This window comes from Siccibacter colletis, from assembly GCF_025914095.1.
Classification (GTDB): Bacteria; Pseudomonadota; Gammaproteobacteria; order Enterobacterales; family Enterobacteriaceae; genus Siccibacter; species Siccibacter colletis.
Genome location: NZ_CP074352.1, coordinates 1,824,296 through 1,844,984, shown reverse-complemented (window position 1 = coordinate 1,844,984; position 20,689 = coordinate 1,824,296). Strand labels below are relative to the sequence as shown.

General features: G+C 59.0%; 20 protein-coding genes. 9 read left to right on the top strand and 11 right to left on the bottom strand.

Features of this window, described 5'->3' with window-relative positions:
• Positions 1-46 precede the first annotated feature (46 nt).
• From treY to KFZ77_RS08820, 5 genes are all read right to left on the bottom strand, one after another.
• Positions 47-2,572 (bottom strand): malto-oligosyltrehalose synthase, encoded by a 2,526-nt coding sequence (gene treY / locus KFZ77_RS08840; RefSeq protein WP_264386031.1) that lies wholly within the window; start codon positions 2,570-2,572, stop codon positions 47-49.
• Positions 2,569-4,359 carry a malto-oligosyltrehalose trehalohydrolase gene (treZ, locus tag KFZ77_RS08835; protein WP_264386030.1) on the bottom strand — a complete coding sequence of 597 codons (1,791 nt, stop codon included), beginning with the start codon at positions 4,357-4,359 and terminating at the stop codon, positions 2,569-2,571. The genes treY and treZ overlap by 4 nt, the downstream gene beginning before the upstream one ends.
• A gap of 367 nt (positions 4,360-4,726) precedes the next feature.
• On the bottom strand, positions 4,727-5,623 hold the full coding sequence (locus KFZ77_RS08830) for a dihydrodipicolinate synthase family protein (RefSeq protein WP_264386029.1): 897 nt from the start codon (positions 5,621-5,623) through the stop codon (positions 4,727-4,729).
• Between the two features lie 673 nt (positions 5,624-6,296).
• Positions 6,297-6,836: a 5' nucleotidase, NT5C type gene (locus KFZ77_RS08825; RefSeq protein WP_264386028.1), complete on the bottom strand. Its 540-nt coding sequence runs from the start codon at positions 6,834-6,836 to the stop codon at positions 6,297-6,299.
• A 45-nt stretch (positions 6,837-6,881) separates the two neighbouring features.
• Positions 6,882-7,211 (bottom strand): winged helix-turn-helix transcriptional regulator, encoded by a 330-nt coding sequence (locus KFZ77_RS08820; protein WP_264386027.1) that lies wholly within the window; start codon positions 7,209-7,211, stop codon positions 6,882-6,884.
• 93 nt (positions 7,212-7,304) lie between these two features.
• Between KFZ77_RS08820 and KFZ77_RS08815 the strand changes: the two genes are divergently transcribed.
• From KFZ77_RS08815 to KFZ77_RS08790, 7 genes are all read left to right on the top strand, one after another.
• Positions 7,305-8,054 carry an SDR family NAD(P)-dependent oxidoreductase gene (locus KFZ77_RS08815; RefSeq protein WP_264386026.1) on the top strand — a complete coding sequence of 250 codons (750 nt, stop codon included), beginning with the start codon at positions 7,305-7,307 and terminating at the stop codon, positions 8,052-8,054.
• Between the two features lie 410 nt (positions 8,055-8,464).
• Positions 8,465-9,169 (top strand): hypothetical protein, encoded by a 705-nt coding sequence (locus KFZ77_RS08810; RefSeq protein WP_264386025.1) that lies wholly within the window; start codon positions 8,465-8,467, stop codon positions 9,167-9,169.
• A gap of 209 nt (positions 9,170-9,378) precedes the next feature.
• Positions 9,379-9,852: an Hcp family type VI secretion system effector gene (locus KFZ77_RS08805; protein ID WP_264386024.1), complete on the top strand. Its 474-nt coding sequence runs from the start codon at positions 9,379-9,381 to the stop codon at positions 9,850-9,852.
• A 353-nt stretch (positions 9,853-10,205) separates the two neighbouring features.
• On the top strand, positions 10,206-11,690 hold the full coding sequence (locus KFZ77_RS08800; RefSeq protein ID WP_264386023.1) for a carboxypeptidase M32: 1,485 nt from the start codon (positions 10,206-10,208) through the stop codon (positions 11,688-11,690).
• A 150-nt stretch (positions 11,691-11,840) separates the two neighbouring features.
• Positions 11,841-12,203 (top strand): acid resistance repetitive basic protein Asr, encoded by a 363-nt coding sequence (asr, locus tag KFZ77_RS08795; RefSeq protein WP_264386022.1) that lies wholly within the window; start codon positions 11,841-11,843, stop codon positions 12,201-12,203.
• Positions 12,204-12,301: 98 nt separating this feature from the next.
• Positions 12,302-12,382 (top strand): small membrane protein YdgU, encoded by an 81-nt coding sequence (gene ydgU / locus KFZ77_RS19810; protein WP_455431297.1) that lies wholly within the window; start codon positions 12,302-12,304, stop codon positions 12,380-12,382.
• Positions 12,383-12,484: 102 nt separating this feature from the next.
• On the top strand, positions 12,485-13,312 hold the full coding sequence (locus tag KFZ77_RS08790; RefSeq protein WP_264386021.1) for a trypsin-like serine peptidase: 828 nt from the start codon (positions 12,485-12,487) through the stop codon (positions 13,310-13,312).
• Here the strand turns inward: KFZ77_RS08790 and KFZ77_RS08785 are convergent.
• From KFZ77_RS08785 to mdtJ, 3 genes are all read right to left on the bottom strand, one after another.
• Complete coding sequence (locus KFZ77_RS08785) at positions 13,309-15,468, bottom strand: putative bifunctional diguanylate cyclase/phosphodiesterase (protein WP_264386020.1); 2,160 nt, start codon at positions 15,466-15,468, stop codon at positions 13,309-13,311. The genes KFZ77_RS08790 and KFZ77_RS08785 overlap by 4 nt on opposite strands.
• A 127-nt stretch (positions 15,469-15,595) precedes the next feature.
• Positions 15,596-15,925 (bottom strand): multidrug/spermidine efflux SMR transporter subunit MdtI, encoded by a 330-nt coding sequence (gene mdtI, locus KFZ77_RS08780; protein WP_264386019.1) that lies wholly within the window; start codon positions 15,923-15,925, stop codon positions 15,596-15,598.
• On the bottom strand, positions 15,912-16,274 hold the full coding sequence (mdtJ, locus tag KFZ77_RS08775) for a multidrug/spermidine efflux SMR transporter subunit MdtJ (RefSeq protein ID WP_264386168.1): 363 nt from the start codon (positions 16,272-16,274) through the stop codon (positions 15,912-15,914). The genes mdtI and mdtJ overlap by 14 nt, the downstream gene beginning before the upstream one ends.
• Before the next feature lie 488 nt (positions 16,275-16,762).
• Between mdtJ and KFZ77_RS08770 the strand changes: the two genes are divergently transcribed.
• Positions 16,763-17,176, top strand: a complete 414-nt coding sequence (locus KFZ77_RS08770) for an ASCH domain-containing protein (RefSeq protein ID WP_264386018.1) — start codon at positions 16,763-16,765, stop codon at positions 17,174-17,176.
• The gene (locus tag KFZ77_RS08765; RefSeq protein WP_264386017.1) at positions 17,173-18,108 is read left to right on the top strand and encodes a LysR family transcriptional regulator; all 936 of its coding nucleotides are present in this window, start codon (positions 17,173-17,175) and stop codon (positions 18,106-18,108) included. Before KFZ77_RS08770 ends, KFZ77_RS08765 begins: the two co-directional genes overlap by 4 nt.
• Before the next feature lies 1 nt (position 18,109).
• Here KFZ77_RS08765 and mdcH read toward each other — a convergent pair whose 3' ends face one another.
• From mdcH to KFZ77_RS08750, 3 genes are read right to left on the bottom strand one after another with little or no spacing between them, the layout of a single operon-like run.
• The gene (mdcH, locus tag KFZ77_RS08760; protein ID WP_264386016.1) at positions 18,110-19,015 is read right to left on the bottom strand and encodes a malonate decarboxylase subunit epsilon; all 906 of its coding nucleotides are present in this window, start codon (positions 19,013-19,015) and stop codon (positions 18,110-18,112) included.
• Positions 19,016-19,624, bottom strand: coding sequence for a malonate decarboxylase holo-ACP synthase (locus tag KFZ77_RS08755; RefSeq protein WP_264386015.1), 609 nt, complete (start codon positions 19,622-19,624; stop codon positions 19,016-19,018).
• A 3-nt stretch (positions 19,625-19,627) separates the two neighbouring features.
• On the bottom strand, positions 19,628-20,587 hold the full coding sequence (locus KFZ77_RS08750) for an AEC family transporter (RefSeq protein WP_031522600.1): 960 nt from the start codon (positions 20,585-20,587) through the stop codon (positions 19,628-19,630).
• Positions 20,588-20,689 lie beyond the last annotated feature (102 nt).

The following is a 20,689-nucleotide window of genomic DNA, read 5'->3' as shown; positions in this document are numbered from 1 at the left end:
CAATTTAACGTGCAACAGCGATTTATGACTTTTTATATGATTTAAATCATACACTTATTAACAATACACACCCATTGAGCGCCACGGCGCCGGGATCGAGGCTGTCCTCTAGCGTCAGCACGTCTCCGCTCAGCAGATCCCGGTATCGGCGATGCGCCAGCCCGGCGGGCAGCGCGATGTGCGTGGCTTCCCAACGTTCGGCGTGCGGGCCTGCCAGGGTGCCGTCGAGGGCGTTAAACACCAGCCGCGGCGCGATAACAATCACCGCGTCATCGGCGTGGGTGCGGGCAAACGCAATCACATCCTCAGCGTGTTCCCCCTGTGCCGCCAGCGGCAGGTACGCTCCCCGGCGGAACAGCGGCGGCTTCTGCTGGCGCAGGCGCAGCAGCTTCGCGGTGACGTGCTGCTTGAGCTGCCCGCTCAGCCAGCTCTGCTCGCTGTACAGCGGGGCGCTGGTGTCGTCGTTCAGCATCTGCGCCAGCGCGACGAAATCCGGCTCGCGGCGGTTATCCGGGTCAACCAGGCTGAAGTTCAGCCCCTCGCTGCCCTGATAGATATCGGGCACGCCCGGCGCGGTGAGCTTGATCACCGCCTGGGTCAGGCTGTTCACCAGTCCGGCACGGATAAACGGCTGCAGCGATGCGGCGAAGTCCTGCAGGAAATCCTGATTGTCCGGGGAGAGCAGATGCCGGGCGTAATCCAGCACCGCTTTCTCATAGGCATCGTTGCTGTCCACCCAGTCGGTACGCAGCTTGGCTTCGCGCAGCGCTTTTTCAACAAACTCGACATAACGCGTTTCCAGCGCCTGCAGGCCCGCCGCATCACGCGGGTCGAGGGTGGGCGGCCAGACCCCGGCCAGCGCCTGGTACAGCATCCAGGTATCCACGCCACGGGGGGCGGTGCCGTCGTTCAGGAACACCACTTTGGTCTGGTTCACCTGCCGCCAGCGCGCCACGCATTCGGCCCACAGCTCCGGCGCTTCGGTCAGGGTGTAGAGCCGCGCCCGGGCATCTTCCCCGCGTTTGGTATCATGGGTCGAGGTGCCGGACAGCGCATCCGGCTGGCGTTCCAGCCGGGTTTTCATTTCCGCGTGGAAGCGCGCAACCGAGAAGCCGCGCGGGATCGGCTCGGCCCCCACTTCGTTGAGCGCCAGATCCAGGTGCTGACGGAAGAACAGCGTGTCCTCCACCGATTTCGCCATCAGCGGCCCGGTGAGCTGCTGGAAACGGGTGCGGAAGGTGGCGGCCTCCTGCTGCGCCGTTACCGCGCCGCGGAGAATGCGGGTCAGGACATCAAGCGCGTCAGCGTCCGGGGCGCTGGCGCTGGCTTTCACCCGCGCCACGACCTTATCCAGCAGCGCCTGGTCGGCGGCGCTCAGACCCTGAGCCCGTCCGTAGGTGCGGTATACCGGGAAAGCGATCAGCAGCTCGCGCAGCGCCTGACGCAGTAGTTCAGGCGCCAGCGCAACGCCCTCACGCTCGGCGATCTCGCCCACCAGCTGCAGCAGCCGGGTGAATTCCCCTTCAAAGTTGCGGTCCACCATCAGCAGCCGGGCATCGCGCAGCTCGGCGCGCATATCCACCGGCTGGCCCGCCACCTCGTGCCAGGCATCGCGCAGGCGGTCAAGGTTGTCATCGTCCACCAGCACTTCCGCCAGCGCGGCGATAAATTCGTAGCCGGTGGTGCCGGAGATCGGCCACTCCGCAGGCAGGTGCTCGCCTTTGCCAAGAATTTTCTCTACCGTGATGTAGCACTCTGGCCCGGCCTGCTGACGCAGACGCTCCAGATAGCCCTGGGGATCGGCGAGGCCATCCACATGATCGACCCGCAGTCCGTCCACCACCCCGCTGTGCACCAGCTCAAGGATCAGGCGGTGGCAGTCATCAAACACCGCATCGTCTTCGACCCGCACCCCTGCCAGGCCGGTGATTTCAAAGAAGCGGCGATAAGAGAGATCGCGCGGCGCGTCGCGCCAGGACATCAGCCGGTACGGCTGCTCATCGTGCAGTGCAATGAGCGCGGCGGGGTCGCTCAGGCCCAGCACCTCGCTTTCGCGCCCCTGCCAGCTCGCCGGGGTCAGCGGATAGAAATTGTCATAGTAGGCCAGCGCCGGTTTACCGCTCTGCGGGTCCGGCTTCACGCTGATTTCGCCGTTCTCCACCACCGCCTCAAAGCTGTCGCCGAGGAACGGCAGCGTCAGGCGCCGCGACCAGTCGATGTCGAAATAGCGGGCATAGCGGCTGTGCTCCCCGTGCTCGATAACATCGCGCCACCAGGGGTTTTCCAGCGAGGCCGCCATATGGTTAGGCACGATATCGAGGATAAGCCCCAGCCCGGCCTGCTTCAGGGCCTGCGCCATACGGTCAAAGCCTTCGCGCCCGCCGATTGACGGCTCGATCTCGTTAGCATCGGTGACGTCATAGCCGTGGGTCGAGCCTGAGGTGGCGGTAAAAATCGGGGAAGCATACAGGTGGCTGATGCCCAACTGCTTCATGTACGGCACCAGCGCCGCCGCGCGGTCAAAGGTCATGCCGTTGCGAAACTGAATACGATAGGTTGCGGTGGGGATCATTGCGCGGCATCTCCCTGATCGAGGCGAACCAGAATGGCGTGCTGCGGCAGTTTTTCCGCCGCCTGTGGCCAGGCAAACAGCGTCTCGCCCGGCATCTCCGGCAGCGTCTGCGGCTGCTCACCGATATTGAGCGCTAGCGACAGCGTGCCTTTCGGGAAGCGCCAGCTGACGGCGAGGAAACCCGGTGCCGTGGCCAGGACGTGACCGCTCTGCCCGCCAGCGGTCGCCAGCAGCGGCACCAGATAGCGCTGGCGCAGCGCCAGCAGTTTGCGCGTCAGCGCCAGCCAGGCCTCGCCCTCCTCCTCGTCCGGCTTATGCCAGTCGAGTTTCGAGCGGGTAAAAGTGCTCTCCTCATTAGGATCGGGCACGCTTTCACCCTCATGCCCGGCATGGCCGTCGAACTCCTTCGCCCGCCCCTCGCGCACCGCTTTCGCCAGATCGCCGTGGAAGTCGGTGAAGAACAGGAACGGATTGGTCTCGCCGTACTCTTCGCCCATAAACAGCAGCGGAATATGCGGGGAGAGCAGCAGCGTGGCGAGCAGTACCCGGGTGCGCGCAGCACCCGCAAGGGTAATCAGACGCTCGCCCTGGGCGCGGTTGCCCACCTGGTCATGGTTCTGGATGAAATCCACAAACGCCACCGGCGGCTGGTTTTTGCTGTCCACCCCACGCGCTTCGCCGCTCTGGGGTGAAATTTCCCCCTGATACGCAAACCCTTCGGCCAGCACGCGAGCGACCCGTTTTTCCGGCTCGTCGGCAAAATCCCGGTAATAGGCGTGCGTCTCGCCGGTGGCCAGGACGTGAATGGCGTTGTGGAAATCGTCGTTCCACTCCCCGGTAAACAGCGGTACCGAACCATCCTCGTTGCGCGGATGCAGGAAGGTGACGTTGCGGCAGTCTTCGGTGGTGAGGTGAATCGGCCGATCGGTGATGTCGGTGCGAATGCGCTCGGCAATCTCAATCAGCACGTGTTTTTCAGAGCTGTCTTCAATCTGATCGATGGCGTCGAAGCGCAGCCCGTCGAGACGGTACTCCTGCAGCCAGTAGAGCGGCGCTTCCGCGATATAGCAGCGGGCGGCATCCACATCGTAAGCAATCCCGGCACCCCAGGGGGTATGACGCTCCTTGTGGAAGAAATCCGGGGCCAGCAGCGGCAGGTAGTTACCCTCCGGCCCGAAGTGGTTAAGCACGATATCCAGCACCACCGACATGCCATGCCCGTGCGCAGCGTCGATAAAGGCTTTGAAATCGTCCGGCGTACCGTAGGCCGAATGCGGAGCATACAGCAGCACACCGTCATAACCCCAGCCGCGGTTGCCGCCGAACTGCGAGACCGGCAGCACTTCCAGCATGGTGATGCCCAGCTCAGCCAGATAAGGCAGCTTCTCAATCGCGGCACGGAACGTTCCCTGCGGGGTAAAGGTGCCGATGTGCATTTCGTAGACGACCGCCTCTTCCCACGGCCGGCCTCGCCACTGGGTGTTCTGCCAGCGGTACTGTTCAGGGTCAATCACCAGCGACGGGCCATTGACGTCGGCTTTCTGGGCGCGGGACGCCGGGTCCGGCACCACCATGCCGTCGGCCAGCACAAAGTTATATTCCGTACCGGGGGCCACGCCGCTGACCTCACGCTCGAACCAGCCGTCGCCCGATGGGGTCATCTCAAGATCGTTGCCGTTAAGCCGCAGCGTGACGCGTTGCTGGCCGGTCGCCCACAGGCGAAAGCGCGCCACGTTTTCGGCCACCAGCTCGGCCCCCCAACTCTTCGCAAATGATGTGGATTCCATTCTGATGCCTCGTTTGTTCCGGAAGTGAGCAATGCACGACATCGCGCGGGCGGCCCCGGCGATGCGAGCTCAGATAGCTAAACGTATAAGCGTGAACCGGATGCCGTGCAGGGTCGACGCTCCCCGCCGCGCCAGAAGGTAGCGCGGCGAAAAACCTGCTATGAGCGGTGTCAGCGTGTCGCGACCCCAGGCAGCACTTGAAAATCAATCATAGACCATTGCGGAAGAAGTGAAGGGTGACGGGAGGCGAAAGCGCCTGCGGGAGGCAGGCACCATGACGTTATTAGCGCCCCTGCATGTAGAGTGGGTAAGCGTAGCGCACCCACCTTTGGCTACTGACAAGCATTACCGGTAACGGTGTGATTTCTCATTCCGGGCGTAACGCCGAGCCGGAGAGCAGCGCCGCCAGCTGCTCGCGATCCCCGCCCTGCAGGGTGCGCAGCGGAAACGGCAGGCACGGCGGCTGCGCCGCGCCGGACAGCTCGGCCAGCGTGGCGATGGGGCGCAGACTGCCGTAACGCTGAAACAGCGCCCACAGCGGGGCCAGCTCAGCGTTGAGCCGCGCCACCTCCTCTTCCCTGCCCTGAAACGCCGCCTGCGACAGCCTGCGTGCCGCGTGGGGAAACAGCCCGGCCAGTACCGAATACCAGACGTCGCACCCGGCGAGCAGTCCGGCTGCGGCGTGGGCATCGCCGCTGATGCCGAGCGTAATGGTTTCCGGAATGGCCTGCCGCAGCGCCTGTAGCCGCGCCGAGGCCTCCGCGCGCGTGCCGGAGAGCGGGCCGAGCTTAAGCGACCCGATGTTCGGCAGCTGGCATACCGCGATCAGCAGTTCATCATCAAAGGAAAACCGCGTGGTGGCGGGGTTGTCATACACACACAGCGGCACCGCCACCGCCTGGCTCACCCGCTCATACAGGCGATACACCTCATCCCGGCTCAGGGGTTGATAAGATACCGGGGCCATCAGCACCCCGCTGACGCCCGCCTGCTGCGCGTCGTCGGCCAGACGCAACACGTCGTCAATATTGACCGCCCCGATACTGACCACCACCGGCACATCGCCCGCCGCGGCGGTTGCCCGTTGCGCCACCCGCGCCCGCTGGGCACGCGACAGATATGCATAGCTCCCCGTCGAGCCCAGCGCTCCGATGGCGTCCACCTTCGCGGCAACCAGGGTTTCAATCAGCGCGGTAAACGCTTTTTCATCCACGTTGCCGTTTACCAGTGGGGTAAGCGGAAACGCACTAAGGCCGTTAAACATCGTGTTCTCCTGATTTGCGAAGGTGTGGAATGCAGTTAATTTTTTCGGTTAGCCCGTGCTTTACATCAGCGCGCTGAACGTGGAGAACCTCGCAGCCCCTCCTGCCGCACCGAGGGCGTCCGTAACGGCCCTGATCAGGCGTACGAGGGTGCTCTAGAGTAAAGTGGCCGTTAATCCAGAAGCCGTCGCCCTTCTGTCAGTCAAATTTCAACTATGTTCTCGTGTTATTAATCAATCGCCCCCTGAAACTGCTTATCGTGACGGCCGGACTATATTTTTTTGCCACCGACACGCCCTCTGCCTTATAGGAAAGGTAACCCTGGTAATATTGGTGAAGGTCTTTTTCCGGGGTGCCGCAAAATAATTTCCGCATGAAACTTCTTATTTATTATTTAGCGGGCGCGTGCAGACTAACGCAATGCAGAGTTGATGTTCTACCACCAGATTTAGTGTTAACCCTTAACAGCATTAAGCGATTTATTCGCTCTGTTAACCTCAACCCTGCACATCTGACGGGGAACTAAGGAAACATAATGTCTACAGCCGTTATTATTGATATGCAAAACGTTGTTATCGACTGAATCAGTAAGGGCGTGGATGTTTGCCCGGCTGTTGATTGCCTGACACCTCTGCTCTCCCCGCCGGGAGAGCATTATTTAACGCGTTTATCCGTTCAGGACAACAACTCATCAGAAGCGAAGAGAGCGTCGATCTCCTGCCAGCTATTTACCCGGCGAAAGCCCGTGACGTTTTGATTATGCGGAGCGGAAAACAAAATGCCCTCGCCACGAAAATGCGCAAAATGACGGGCATTGTCGTCGATAAGATAATCAGCGTTAAGAATGCTTTTATTGCCGCAGAAGACAATATTCATCGGACTGATAAACGGGAAATGCGCTGCCAGCCAGCGGAATTTGGCATCAAACGACAGCGGAAACTCCATCGCGGCCGTAGTGATTAAGACCTCGTGCTTCTGCGTCAACTTTTCAATCACACGCTGGCTGTCGGGGATCACCGCCAGGTCCGCAAAGAAATCTACCTCACCAATCATCGCTTCAATCTGCTCTTTGATGTCCGGGCGCAGTTGCTGAATGGTCAAGCCGTTGAGATCGGCCAGGGTGATGTGCGTATTGAAGCGGGTGTTGATGTGAGGAAGCAGTTTGCTGTTGAAGTCGGCGATGACCTCATCCATATCGATGGCAATTCTCGTCATGACGTTTTCTCCTTTATGCCGCAGCGGCAGATGATTATGGCAGGTTCAGACGTCGCTGTGCTCCGCAGCAGCGCGCGCCCGGTTGGCATTTCCCCACTCGCAAAGCGGTTGCAGCGCGTGCGCCAGCGTGCGGCCAAACTCAGTAATGGTGTACTCCACCCGCGGCGGCACCTCTTTAAAGTCATGCCTTACCAGGATGCCGTCTTCCGTTAAGTCCTTGAGCTGCTGAATTAACACTTTCTCGCTGATCCCCTCCGCCAGCCGCTTGATTTCGCCGAAGCGACGCGGACCGTGCTGAAAATGAAACAGCAGGATGGGTTTCCATTTCCCACCAATGTAACGCAGGGCCACATCAAGCCCGCAAACGGGTTCCATAATTTTCTCCATACATACCTTTTGGTAGGTACTAGTATATACGAAAGTAAGTCATTACTCTGGTTTTCCGCTTCATCAACAGGGTAAAAAAACATGGGAAAGCTAGCAGGTAAAGTCGTGGTAATAACCGGTGCAAACAGCGGCATCGGTCTGGCATCGGCAAAACGTTTTGCCGCCGAAGGCGCGCGGCTATTTATGACCGGACGCCGGGCGCGCGAACTGGAAGATGCGGTAAACGCCGTGGGCCATAACGCCGTCGGCATCCCGAGTGATATCTCAAATATGCAGGATCTGGACGCGTTGTTCGCGCAGGTTGAACGCGAGGCGGGACAGATTGACGTGCTGTTCGCTAATGCAGGCGGCGGTGATTTCGCCACGTTAACGGATATCACCGAAGCGCATTACGACCGTATCTTCAGCACCAACGTGAAAGGCACGCTGTTTACCGTGCAGAAAGCGCTGCCGCTGTTAAAGGATGGCGCATCGATTATTCTGACCGGCTCAACCAGCGCCACCACCGGCGTGCCCGCATTCAGCGTGTACAGCGCCAGTAAAGCCGCGATACGCAATTTTGCCCGCAGCTGGATCCTGGAACTGGCCCCGCGAAAAATCAGAGTCAATGTGCTGGTGCCGGGCGCAACCTCAACCCCCGGCTGGCATGGCCTTGCCTCGGATCAGGAATTTAATCAGGAGATGATCCGCGCCGTGGAAGCCACCACCCCGCTCGGCCGACTGGCCGATCCCGCCGAAGTCGCCGCCGCCGCGTTATTCCTCGCCTCGGATGACAGCAGCTACGTTAACGGCAGCGAACTGTTTGTCGATGGCGGCGCTGCGCAGATTTGAGCGTGGGTAGTTGATAAAAAAGCCCTGAATGGGGGGTTCGGGGCTTTGTGTCTGGTCCAGCGCGAGAGCGGATATTTTCACTTTCGACAACCCACAATACATCGCAGTAATTGCACAGATTTAATCAGGCGATTATTCATTTCCTGAGCTATCACTGTTGCTGCTCTGCTCATCGCTGTGATTGTGAAAGGTCAGTGTTTGTGATGCTCATTAATCTGTACAAGCAGCGAGTATTACCACGATATGGACAAGGCGAATTTACGCGAAAAACCGTAAAATTTTCCTTTAAAAAACTCAATATTTCATAAATATCTTTTTGAAATAATCTTTGCTCTGCCGGTATTTTTGGTAGGTTTAATTCTTGAATGTGACCCGCTATAATGCCCAAAAACAGATTGTCAGGATGACAAATGGATAACTATAGCTCCTATCTAAAACTTAAAATTAAATCAGATCGCAAGCTGGCATCAGTCCTCGATAAAGCTGTAAATCAGGTGGGTCAGAACTTATATGATATGGCCAGTGATGCACTTGCGGGTGCAGAGAGAGCAACCTGGTATCTGTCCTGTCTCACTCCCGGCTACGCTGATGTATGTCGTGAACAGAGTCATGAAGACATCAGATATTTTTACGGCCTTTACCAGGCAGCGCGCCGTGAAGATGTCATACTGGATATGGTAGAAATCTATTTCAAAAAAGAGATAGTTCAAATTTCAGATTCGGCAGAACAATCTCTTCTTGTGAGCGTCGCCCAATATTTCGCAGATATCGCATCAGAAAGATTGAACAAACAAACGCTAGCTTATTTTTTAGCAATTATTGTTTTAAGCTCAAGAAATTTCAAAGAAGCAGTGGTGAAAGCGATAACCAAAAGCATGGGTACAGTTATCGGGGCTGTCTCATTCTATGGAAAGGTGCAAAATGCAGCACTTTCTGCCCGAAAATTAAAAACATTACATCCGGAATATTATTGGGAACTTTATAATAATAAAATAGAGATGCTGTATCACCTCATTGAGAGTGAAATGTCAAAAATCATTTATTTTATTATGTCTGGTTCAAACGACGAGGAAGAATTACTTTTCCTTATTCGAGAATTAGTGAGAAACAAATGAAATGGATAATTGAATTTATAGGGCAGTTTTTTGGTCATTTGCTGCCTGTAGCGCTGATTGCTGTAGGTGGCGTTATTATCGTTTTATTCATTCCAAAGTATACTATTTTCTTTGTGTTTGGGTGGGCGTTCTTAGTTTGTTATTTATACATAAAATACTCTAAATGGTTTTGAATTTATAATTACCTTGTTAAATAAAAGGATGTACGCATGGCGAACTTAATTTATCTTAGCATTACTGGTGATAAGCAAGGTTTGATATCATCAGGATGCGGCACAGAGAAATCTATCGGTAACAAGTGGCAAAAGGGGCATGAGGACCAGATATTCATTTTTGAGGCAAATAATGTTGTCTCCGCTGAGGATAATATATCATTTCATGCATATACCTTAAGAAAACCAATAGATAAAGCAACCCCTTTAATGCTTCAGGCCTTAAACGATAAAGAAAAACTTGATTGCACACTGGATTTTTACAGAACTTCAGCCAACGGTGGCAATGAACTTTATTTCAAAATTCATTTAAACAAAGCAAGAATAACAGAGATTAGTTACGCCTACCCGAACTCGATGACTCACAATGATATTCAACCTCAGGAGTTGGTATCATTAAGCTTTGCAACTATTACGATGGAACACATTATTGCAAATACATCGGCATGGGCTAGTTGGAAAGAAGAGTAAGTACTTTGCCCGGTTCAACCGGGCTTTATAAATTCAGGAAGACAAGTCTTCCGGGCAGCCCTGACTTCTCTGTGCTGGCTCGATCACCTCATACACAAGTCCCGCGGGCGCAACCGCACATCATGCACACCGCTAATAGTGACATCAGCGCGATGGCTCCCGGGGTGCTGATGGTCTGCGTTTTATCGTTGCTCGAGACTACGACCGGTTGCTCAAGCCGATAAGGCGCTGCCCTATACCCCTCAACCATCGTAACCTGCAACCCAGTATCCATTCTGCGCCTGCCCACCCCTCGCCTTCCCCGGCGCATAATGCTACCTTCTGAAAAAAGCACTCCCCTGACGCGAGGCCCTATGGAAAACACGCATTATCAAAACCTTACCCGCACGTTTGCCCGACTCTCCCGCTTCTCTCACCTCTCGGCTATCGCCAGCTGGGATATGTTCGCGATGATGCCGCCGGCGGGCAGCGCCGCGCGCGGTGCCGCGCTGGCGGAGATCGGCGTGCTGCAGCATCAGATCCTCACCGATAAGCAGGTGGGCCAGTGGCTCAGCGCCGCCGAGCAGGAAAATCTTAACGACGTGGAACGCGCCAACCTGCGCGAGATGCAGCGGCACTATCAGCAGGCGGTGTTGCTGCCGGAGTCGCTGGTGGAGGCCAAAAGCCTGGCGGGCAGCAAGTGCGAGCACGCCTGGCGCACCCAACGTCCGGCCAACGACTGGGAAGGGTTCTCTGCCAACCTGAAAGAGGTGGTGAAGCTCAGCCGTGAAGAGGCGCGCCTGCGTGCCGAGGCAAAGGGCGGCTCGCGCTATGATGCGCTGCTCGATATCTTCGAGCCAGACATGACCAGCGCCCGCCTCGACGTGCTGTTTGCCGACCTGAAAAGCTGGCTGCCGTCGCTGCTGGAGAAGGTGACCGACAAACAGGCAGCGGCAAACCTGGTGGCACCCACCGGGCCGTTCCCGGTTGAGACGCAGCGCGATCTCGGTCTTGATGCGATGGCGCTGCTGGGCTTCGACTTTAACGCCGGACGGCTGGACGTCAGCGCCCATCCGTTCTGCGGCGGCGTACCGGAAGATGTGCGCATCACCACCCGCTACGACGAGAACGAACTGTTCAGCGCGTTGTTTGGCGTGGTGCATGAAACCGGCCACGCGCGTTACGAGCAGAACCTGCCGCGCGAATGGCTCGGCCAGCCGGTGGCCCTCGCCCGCTCTACCGCCATTCACGAATCCCAGAGCCTGTTCTTTGAGATGCAGCTCGGGCGCAGCGAAGCTTTCCTCCAGCGCCTGCTGCCGCAGATCGTCAGCCGCTTCGGCAACCAGCCGGCGTTTGAAGCGCAGAACTACATCGCGTGGAACCAGCGCGTGAAGCCGGGCTATATCCGCGTTGATGCCGACGAGGTGAGCTACCCGGCACACATCGTGCTGCGCTACGAGATCGAGCGGGCGCTGATCGACGGCGACATCGAAGTGGACGACATTCCGGCGCTGTGGGATGAAAAAATGCAGGCGTGGCTCGGGCTGTCCACCAAAGGCAACTACCGCAACGGCTGTATGCAGGATATCCACTGGACCGACGGCGGCTTCGGCTACTTCCCGTCCTACACCCTCGGTGCGATGTACGCCGCCCAGCTGTTCCACGCCGCACGCCGCGCCCTGCCGCATCTCGACCAGGCTATCGCGGCGGGCGACTTCAGCGCGCTGTTCGACTGGCTGCGTCAGAACATCTGGCAGCACGGCAGCCGCTTCTCCACCTCGGCGCTGATGACCAACGCCACCGGGGAAGATCTCAACCCGCTCTATTTCCGCCAACATCTGGAAGCGCGCTACCTGTAACAAATGCCGCCGGGGGGCCGCCCCCGGCGTTGTACAAAGCGTTACACGCCGATACCAATCACTCACTGAAGCCCTTCGCGTCTCCCCCTATAGTTGCTGTCAACGGCCCCGCAGTGGGGTTGAAACCAAAACCAATTTGAGGGATTCACGATGAAAAAAGTATTAGCTCTGGTTGTTGCCGCTGCTATGGGCCTCTCTTCTGCTGCCTTCGCGGCCGACACCGCTACCGCACCAGCGTCTGCTACCCAGACCTCCGTCGCCAAAACCACCCAACACAAAAAACACCATAAGGCTGCCGAGCAAAAAGCCCAGGCCGCAAAGAAACACCACAAGAAAGCCGATGCGAAAACCGCTGAACAGAAACCGGTAGAACAGAAAGCGCAGGCGGCGAAGAAGCATCACAAGAAAACGGCGGAACAGAAGCCGGTAGCCCAGAAAGCCCAGGCGGCGAAAAAGCATCACAAAAAACCAGCGCACACCGCAGCCGCACCGGCAGCACAGCCGGCCGCGTAATGCCTGAATGATCTGATTTCGTATCTGGTGCCGGATTGTCGGCGGCTTCCCCCGGGCCGCCCCACCGCGCCAGATACGCTTTTTACCGGAGGCTGCGCATGTTTCGTCGCTATCAGTTCGAACTCCTGCTTCTTTTGCTTATCTGCTGCGGCGCGATAGCGGCCAGTTTCTATCTTTAAGCGCCGTAGCGCGCTGATTTCATCCCCTTTTTTCCGCGTCCCGTCTATAGTTAAGCCACAGGGTTTACTTTAATAATCATAATTGCCCCAACAGAGAGTGATATGCGTAAAACCGTTGTGTTTTTTCTGGGAACGCTTTGCCTGACCGCTTTATGTGCTCACGCTGACGACGGCGGTGAGAGTGAAATGAGTAGCAGCGACGTGACGACGCTGTTTTTTGGCAAGGACGACCGCACAGCCGTGATGGACCCCACCGCTGCCCCCTGGGACGCCATCGGCCAGCTGGAAACCGCCAGCGGCAACCTTTGCACCGCCACCCTGATCTCCCCGCATCTGGCGCTGACCGCCGGACACTGCCTGCTCAGCCCGCCGACGGGGAAACCCGACAAAGCCGTAGTGCTGCGCTTCGTGGCGCAAAAAGGGGGATGGCGCTATGAGATCCACGATATTGAAGGGCGCGTCGAGGCCTCGCTGGGCCGCCGCCTGAAACCGGACGGTGACGGCTGGATCGTGCCGTCATCGGCCGCGCCCTATGATTTTGGGCTGGTGCTGCTGCGCAATCCGCCGTCGGGCATCACGCCGCTGCCGCTGTTTAGCGGCAACCGCGACGATCTCACCGCAGCGCTGAAAACCCAGGCGCGGCGCGTCACCCAGGCGGGCTATCCGCAGGATCACCTTGACGGGCTTTACAGCCACCGCGACTGTCTGGTCACCGGCTGGGCGCAGCGCAGCGTGCTGTCGCACCAGTGCGATACCCTGCCCGGCGACAGCGGTTCGCCGCTGATGCTGAACAGCGACAACGGCTGGCAGCTTATCGGCGTACAAAGCTCCGCGCCGGCGGCCAAAGATCGCTACCGGGCGGACAACCGCGCGATTTCGGTGACCGGGTTTCGCGACGAGCTGGAGACCTTAGCGCAGCAGATGCCTTAGCCGTGCTGCTGGCGCAGGCTGCGCAGATCTTCTATCGGCATCGGTTCGCTGAACCAGTAACCCTGCAGCTGATCGCAGCCCGCCAGACGCAGCAGCTTCATCTGTTTTTCATTCTCGATACCCTCGGCGGTCACCGCCATGCCCAGCGCGCTGGCGATGCGGATGGTGCCGCCCACCAGCGCCGCCGCCTGTTCGTCGGTATCAATCAGCCCGGCGAGGGATTTGTCGATCTTGATGGTGTCGAAGTTAAAGCGCCGCAGATAGCCAATGCTGGAGTAGCCGGTGCCGAAATCATCCAGCGCCACCGCCGTTCCCAGCCCTTTCAGGTTCACGATCGCCGCCCGCGCCCGGTCCGGGTTCTCCAGCACGTAGGTTTCGGTCACTTCCAGCTGCAGGCGGTGCGCCGGGAAGCCGCTGCCGGTGATCACCCCCGCCACCTTGTTCTCAAACTCCGGGTCGCGGAACTGCGCCGGGGAGATATTCACCGACAGCTTCAGATCGCTGAGCGAGAGCAGATCCTGACAGGCGCGGCGCAGCACAAACTGGCCGAGCGCATAAATCAGCCCGCTGGTTTCGGCGATACCGATAAACTGGTCCGGCGGCAGCGGTCCGGCCGGGCGGCGCGGCCAGCGCACCAGGGCTTCCACCCCAACGGTGGCGAGGGTACGGGCATCGACGATCGGCTGATACCAGACGTCGAACTCATTGCGCAGCAGCCCGTCGCGAATGTCGTTTTCAATATTCAACTGATGCTCGCGGGCATTATTCAGCTCGGCGTCGTAATGGGTGATGCGCCCTTTTCCGGTCACCTTCGAGTGGTACATGGCGATATCGGCGCGGCGGAACAGCTCCGAGCTGTTGCACTCCACCAGCGAGCAGGCGGCAATCCCGATGCTGGCGCTTATATGAATGGTGCGCTCCCCGACGCGCAGCGGCTGGTTAAGATACTCCAGTACCGCGCTGGCAAACGAGGCGGCCTGCTCCCCGGCATGTTCGCCGCCCAGCGTCAGCGCAAACTCATCGCCCCCCAGACGGGCCAGCATTCCCCCTTCCGGTACCAGGTTGCGCAGCGCGCTGCCAATGCTGACGATCAGCTTGTCGCCAACGTTATGCCCGTAGATGTCATTCACATCCTTAAAGCCATCGAGATCGATAAACACCACGCAGGTGATCTCCGGCGAGCCGCTTTCGCTTACCGCCTCCAGCCGTTCGAGCAGCGCCCGGCGGTTCGGCAGGTGGCTGAGCCAGTCGGTCATCGCCAGCTCCCGCGCCAGCTTTTCGCCGCGCGCCAGCTTGTACAGCCCGACGCTGCTCAGGGTGATAAACAGCACAATCAGCGCGGCGGCCAACGCCACGATACGCGTGATGTCATCTGAGGCGGCTTCGGCGGCCTGCATGCCGGGCTGGCGCGGGGTCCAGTCGAGCCAGCCGAGGGTTTCCCCTGCAGCGCTCGTCAGCGCAATGCTCGACGCGTCCGGCCGCTGGTTGCGCCAGCTCAAATTGTTAATCTGAAAGGTATTGCCGAGGTCGCGCAGGATCTCGCTGTTGAGGTGGCGGGTGATCACCAGGTAGCGGCGGGTGGCATCGTTCACCTGCAACCGGCCCGACATCGGGCGGATCAGGCCGATGCCGACGATAGCGATCCCGGCCTCGGTGCGGGTGATGCCAGCAAAAATCTGTTTATCGTCGCGCAGCGCGTTGCGGTGTTGCGTCAGCAGCGCCTGGAATCCCGCACCGAGAAAACGCACATCTGGCTGCGCAACAGGCTGGCTGCGGAACGCGCCCCACAGCGGGTGAAAGTTTTCATCCAGCACGAAGGTGCCGTCGTAGAGGTTATTGATTTTGTAGCCCGCGCCCCAGGCACTGAACAGCCAGCCGGTATCCAGCGTCGGGCGATACACCTGCGCGACCGCATCGTCCCAGACCGCGTTGTCGGTGACCAGCCCCCACATACGGTTTATTGACGTCTGCACCGCGCCCTGTACCGACAGCGCCGAGCGCTGTTCGTCAATCTCATTGGTTTTGGCGCTGATCAGGTGCAGCGACAAGTACAGCAGCGCCACCACGGACACGGTGAGGCCAATACCGGCCATAAAAATCATGATAAAAAGCGTCCGTGCCGTAGAAAGAGTGCGCCAGGAAAACGGTTTATGCATTCGCCGCTCGCTTCGTCAGTCGGTGAGGTTAGCTATTACTTTAGTATGAAACAAGTTGTTAACATGTGTGTAGTAATAGTACGATATCGCGGGAATTTTGCCGCCCGCATCACGGGCGGCGATGGGATCAGGCGAGCTTAATCAGGACCATACCCACTAAGAGCAGCCCCATACCAATCCAGCCCTTACGGTTCAGGCGCTGGCCGAACAGTACCCAGCCGGCAGCGATGGTCGCCGCGACGCCGAAGCCGCCCCACAGCGCATAGGCAACGGAGAGATCGATGCCCTTCACCGCCTGGGAAAGCGCGCTGAAGGCGGCGAGTACCGCGAGCAGAGACAGCACGCCGTAGCCGACGCGGCGAAAACCGTCGGAGAACTTAAGCAGAATGTTGGCGGCGATCTCGAGCACGATGGCTGCCACCAGCCAGAGGATATGTACCCATTCAAACGCGTGCATGGCGGCCCCCTTTGATAGCGCGGGGCGCGCTGCTGCCGGATTTAATCAGCAGAATACCGACAATCAGGGTCACCAGCCCCGCCACTTTCATCAGCGACAGGCTCTCATCGAACAGCAGCACGCTGAACAGGGTAATCAATACAATTCCTACCCCTTCCCACAGGGCGTAGGCGACGCCGAGCGCAATACGCTTGACGGAAAACGACAGAAAAATATAAGAGATGGCGATCATCACCAGCATTAAAATATAACCTGCGTTACCACCGCTCACGCTGGCCCATTTCATCGACAGCGTGCCGGTAATTTCAGCAATAATAGCCAGACCTAATAATATCCAGTAAAACACGATTTCTTCTCCTGAATGAGAATAAACAAACCCGGTTTTTCCACGCTATTTACGCGTGCGAAAATCGAGCCAGTAAAGACCATAAAAACGTGATATCAGGAGAGGACACTAAAGCCCGGAATGCCAGTGCTGCTCGCTACGAGGCGAGGAAAGAGATGAGATATGAAGAGGTTGAGTTGAAACGCTAATCCTGAATTGCTTATCCATATAATTACAAGTTATCCGCGGTGTTGCTTCTCGTCATTGCGGATGAATAATGTCCCCGGTAGTTAAACACGCCATGATTTTTGCACAGGCCAGGAATTTACTCAACGTCTTTATATTAATTTACGCAACGTTATGCGTTTGTAATCGCGGTAGTTTTTTTAATTAACATTTCTTTTTATTAGCCATTGCATGACCATGCAGCAAACACGAAATAAGTAGCATTATTATGCTGGCTGCCGCTATTATCGTTTCGACAATAATAATCAGCTTCTGGAGCTTTTTCGATGGACACACTGACCCTGCTTAAACAGAAATACCCCGCAGCCCATGTCTGGGCCTTCGGCGACTCACCCGAACTGGCGAATGAACTGCTCAACTACGTGGTTCACGGCGACAAGCGCGCCACCTGCAGCGCAGCCAGCGCCTTTCATGAGGAAGGATTAAAGGTGGTGCCGGGGGACTATCATATCGTTCTGAACGGGGCCGGCGACCCGGCGTGCGTGATCCGCACCCATACCCTGCGGCTGGTGCGCTTCTGCGACGTCACCCCCGAGCTGGCAGCGCTGGAAGGTGAAGGCGACAAGAGCCTCGCCTACTGGCGCGACGGCCATGAGAACTTTTTCACCCGCGCCGGGTGCTACGCCCCCGATATGGAGCTGATCTTCGAGGAGTTCTCGCTGATCGAGACGCTGCCATGAGCGTGGACATCAACAGCGAGCTGACCTTTCGCAAGCTCGCCATTTTTACGGCCTTTATGGAGCGCGGCAACATTGCCCGCACCGCCGAAGCGCTGGATATCAGCGCCGTCAGCGTCCACCGGGCGCTGCACACCCTTGAAGAGGGGCTGCGCTGTCCGCTGTTTACCCATAAAGGCCGCAATCTGGTTCCCCTGCCCGCCGCCCGGACGCTGCTCGAATACTGCCAGGAGGTGACGCAGCTGATGGCCCGTGGCCTGGAAGAGACGCGGCGCATCGCCGGGGTCGGCCAGGGACGCCTGCGGGTCGGCACCCTCTACTCCCTGACGCTGGAAACCGTGCCGCGCCTGATCATGGGCATGAAGCTCCGGCGACCTGAGCTGGAGATGGAGCTGACGATGGGGTCCAACCAGGTGCTGCTCAGCAAGCTGGAAGACGGCCTGCTGGATGCGATCCTGATCTCGGTTACGGAAGCGCAGATCGATCCGAAAACCCTGGAAGTGATGCCGCTGTTCCAGGATGATATCTGGCTGGCAGCCCCTGCCGAACAGGTGGCGGATGGCCGCACCGAAGCCGACCTGCGCGACTACAGCGACCGCAAATTTGTCTCGCTGGCCGAAGGGTTTGCCACCTATGCGGGCTTTCAGGAAGCCTGCCACGTTGCCGGGTTTGAGCCGGACATCGTCGCCAGGGTCAATGATATTTTCTCGATGCTGAGCCTGGTGCAGGCCGGCGTGGGGTTTTCGCTGGTGCCGGGAAGAATGAAGACGCTGTATGAGAATAACCTGCAGCTGCTGAAGCTGGCGGAGCCGTACCAGATGCGACAGCAGATCGCGATTGTCTTCGCCCATAACCGCGAGCGCGACCCCAATCTGCTGGCGCTGGCTGCCGAAGGGCGCATGTACGCCCTCAGCCGTCAGGATGTGAAAGCCTAGCTCAGGCGCGCTGGCGCAGCTTTGTCGCCAGGTGAACCGCCACATCAACGCCGCTGCGCTCCAGGGAGATGCTCTCCCCCTCCCAGCCTGCCTGGCGGGTCAGACAGGTCAGCACGCCCCCCGGCGGCATCTCAATCGCCAGCCGCCCGTCGCGTTCGTTGGCCGCCACCATCGCCTCCTGCCAGCGCACGGTGCGCGCCATGTTAAAGGCTAAATCATCCGCGATCCGCTCCGGCTGCCACAGCACCCTCGCGCTGCTGCCGCTCAGGTAGGCGCATTCCGGGCGCCGCAGCGTCACCGTCTCAAAGGCCGCGGCCAGCTTGCGGGCGGGTTCGTTCAGCAGTTCGCAGTGCGACGGCACGCTCACCGCCAGGCGATTCACCTTGCTGGCCCCCATCGCCAGCGCCGCGTTGCCGACCGCAGCCATCTGCTCGTCACGCCCGGCAATCACTATCTGGGTTTCGGCATTCAGGTTGGCGATGTACGCCCCGCTGCCCGCCAGCAATTTTTCCACCTGCGGCTGGCGCAGGCCGATGATGGCCGTCAGCCCGTAGCCCTGCGGATAAGCCTGCTCCATCAGATCGCCGCGCAGGGCCACCAGCCGCAGCGCATCGCGAAAATCGATCGCCCCGGCGATAACCGCCGCCGGGTAAGCGCCGATCGACAATCCGCTGACGATATCCGGCGTGACGCCGCGCCCGGCCAGCGCACGCGCGCCGGCGACACCGGCAATCAGCAGCGCCAGCTGCACCGCCCGGGTATGGCGCAGCGCGTCAGGGCTATCGAGGGTATCCAGTTCGTCACCTAACACCTCACGCGCTTCGCGCCAGATGGCGCTGGCTTTCAGGTGCGCCAGCATACCGGCACGCTGAGTGCCCTGACCGGGAAAGGTCATGACGATTTTCATTTATGCCTCCCTGTGCCAGGGGTCGCGCACCAGACGCGGCCCCTGATTAGTTTTCAGCAGAACCCGCCCGTCACGCAGCCACTCGTTGAGCGAGAACGCGCCCGCCGGGGTTTCCACCTGGGTATCGGCCCGGCACGGCAGCTGTGCAATCAGCGCCTGCCAGGCGGTAAACTGCGCGGGCTGCAGCGGCTCGGGTGCGCGCAGGGTGAGATCGAGATCGCTGGCGGCGTGCAGCACCGGGATTTCCGTGGCCAGCGCGTACCCGGTGCTGCCGGTTACACCCCACGCCCAGGGCCAGCGCCGCTGCGCCAGCTGAATAGCAGCCTGCACCGGCTGCTGCGAGACAAACGGCGAACGCAGCAGCCGGTTCAGATCGGTCAGATCCTCCGGCGTTACGCGCTTCACCACCGCCTCTGCCGCCACCCATCCGGCGGCGCGCTGCTCGCGGCGCATGCCGCGCACCCCGACCGGGATGCGCTCGTCGTCAACATCACGCCGCACCACCACCGGCAGACCGCTGTGCCACAGCGTCTCCACCCAGGCATCAGTGATGCCGTGAAGTGAAGCGCGGTCGCGCAGCCAGAGCAGATCGTGAGGGCGTGGCGTCATGGTTTAGATCCCTGAAGTGAGTGAGATGAACAGCGGCAGTGACAGGATGCTCAGCACCGAGCTAAGCAGCAGTACCGCCTCGGCATCCGGGGACTGTACGCCAAACCGGTTACCGAATACCACGCCGAAGAAACCGGCTGCCAGCGCAATCATCAGGATAGCGGTAATCGCCACCGAGCCGGACAGGCCAAGCGCCAGCACAATCCCCCAGGCGATAGCCGGCTGGATCAGCAGTTTGGCGAGGGTCGAGGTCACCACCACGGTGTTGATTTGCAGTTTACGCGCCGAGAGGATCACCCCGGTGAGGAACAGCGCCGCCGCGGTAGCGGACAGGCCGAGCGGTTTAATCGCTGACAGCAGCAGATCCGGCATTTTGATGCCAATGGCGGAGAGCACCACACCCAGCAGCGGACCCCAGACAATCGGTTTTTTCACCGAGCGCCACATCAGCACCGGCAGCATCGCCAGCGTCGAGCCGCTGTTCTCACCGGCCGCGCGGGCTTTTTCACGTTCGAGGATCAGCAGGCAGAACGGCGTCATCAGCACCGAACCACAGGCGATAGATACCGCCACCGACAGCGAGGTGGACGGCCCTTCCCCCAGCACGCTACCGAGGATCGGCAGGCCCAGCGCGGCGTAGTTCGGCAGCGCTACGGTCAGGGTCAGCACCGCGGCATCCTGCGGCGACTTTTTAAACACCTTCGTCGCCATGAAGTAGATGGCGGCATAGGTGATCCACATCGCCAGCACCAGCACCACAATCAGCGGTGACTGCGCGACGATGCCGCTCCACGGGGTCTGTACGGTGGCGCTGAACAGCGCAGCCGGGAGCGCGAAATCCATTACGAAGATATTGAGCAGGGAAACATTCTGGTTATCGACCATTTTTGCCTTACCGGCCCAGAAGCCGAGCAGCATGATGACAAAAATGGGTGCAAGAGCATGAACAATCACGTAAGTCATAAATCACCTGTATGAAAGAGAAAGTAGCACTGGCGCGATGTGTTGCCCCTTATCCTGCGAGGCGTAACGCCCCGCATGGTGATGAACATTTATTTTTTTCAG